The 1,134-nt window shown below is 67.3% G+C and carries 2 protein-coding genes and 1 pseudogene; 1 reads left to right on the forward strand and 2 read right to left on the reverse strand.

Annotated elements, in window-relative coordinates; translation table 11 throughout:
- The first annotated feature begins 77 nt into the window (after positions 1-77).
- Positions 78-182 (forward strand): annotated as a pseudogene (locus ABFS34_16945) (50S ribosomal protein L19).
- Here ABFS34_16945 and ABFS34_16950 read toward each other — a convergent pair.
- Entirely contained in the window at positions 163-396 is a 234-nt protein-coding gene (locus ABFS34_16950; protein ID MEN8377114.1) for a hypothetical protein, read from the reverse strand. The pseudogene ABFS34_16945 and the gene ABFS34_16950 sit on opposite strands and share 20 nt — an antisense overlap.
- Positions 397-452: 56 nt before the next feature.
- Positions 453-731 carry a hypothetical protein gene (locus ABFS34_16955; GenBank protein ID MEN8377115.1) on the reverse strand — a complete coding sequence of 93 codons (279 nt, stop codon included), beginning with the start codon at positions 729-731 and terminating at the stop codon, positions 453-455.
- Positions 732-1,134 lie beyond the last annotated feature (403 nt).

Below are 1,134 nucleotides of genomic sequence, written 5' to 3' on the forward strand. Positions count from 1 at the left end.
GAAGGTAGCAAGTCGACTTATCTCAACCAGCTAATTCGGATATTCAATGTCCCTGATAGCGTGAGAAGGCAAGCCAGGCCAGCATCACGCGCAAGCGTCGCGGCGATGTTCGTCGCGCCAAGCTCTATTACCTGCGTGAGCGCAGCGGTAAGTCGGCGCGCATCAAAGAGAAGATTGGCTGAAGTCGTTCTGCCGGGCGAGAAAGCGGTTGGTGCGGTAGCACAGAAACCCGCGGGTCACCGGATGATCCGGATCTCCCTCCAGCCGGACGACCTTGCCGCCCTCGACTCCGACCTGGACGTGGCAGCCGGTCCCGCAAAAGCGGCACGGCGCCTTGTCCCACGCGACCCCGAAACCACTCGCCTTTGCAACGGCACCCAGAGTGCTCCCGCTCATGCCTGCGGCCGAATTCGCCGCGGCCATGGCCGCGGCCGTCAGAAAGCTACGCCGACCTAGCTGCATCTCACGTCCTCTCGTCCGTGCTCCGTGTGTTCCTCGTCCTCGAAGGCGATGAAGGCCACCTCAACGCGCTCGACCCCGGCGAGCGCCTCGAACGCGCGGATCGCGTCCTTGCTCGCGCCGGAAGTCGGCGCCGTCAGGACCGCGGGCACCCGGCGTGGAGCCGCCGCCGCCCCGAACTCGAGGTCGACCCGCGCCCGGAGCGTTGTCAGTGCCTCCGTCGCGCTCGCCGCGTCCTCGCTCAAGAAAAGGACGAGTCCGCTGATCTGCATCGTCCCGCTGTTGTCCTCCCCGTGCTGGCCCCTTGGTTGACACGCAATGGGGCGGAGGACAAGCGTCAACGGCGCCTTTGTCGCCTGGCTTCGCCCTCTTTCCCATGCCCGTACGGTGATGTACCCGGCTCGCCCCGGAGCCTCTCCGCGAGTGGAGACACCGGAGTCGACCGCGGGCGGAAGCCCGTGAGTGCCGGGCAACGGAGCCATGGGGCGGTTTGCGGGGAGCGCGCGGTGGAGTCGCGGAGACTGAGAGCTGCGGGTGCGCGCTGCCTCTCGTCCGGTACTTCCCGCGGGCGGGTGGGAGATACGGGAGGGCCGACGTTTGCTGGGGCCCGCGGCAAGCACCGGACCTGGAGGGGATGGGAGAAACCGATTCCGTCTCACCGTGCCCCCGCGGTCC

The organism is Gemmatimonadota bacterium, assembly GCA_039715185.1.
Taxonomy (GTDB): domain Bacteria; phylum Gemmatimonadota; class Gemmatimonadetes; order Longimicrobiales; family RSA9; genus DATHRK01.

Bases quoted from the DNA above. Each gene is read 5' to 3' on its own strand.
- ABFS34_16950 (MEN8377114.1), bottom strand. From the start codon at position 396: ATGAGCGGGAGCACTCTGGGTGCCGTTGCAAAGGCGAGTGGTTTCGGG.
- ABFS34_16955 (MEN8377115.1), bottom strand. From the start codon at position 731: ATGCAGATCAGCGGACTCGTCCTTTTCTTGAGCGAGGACGCGGCGAGC.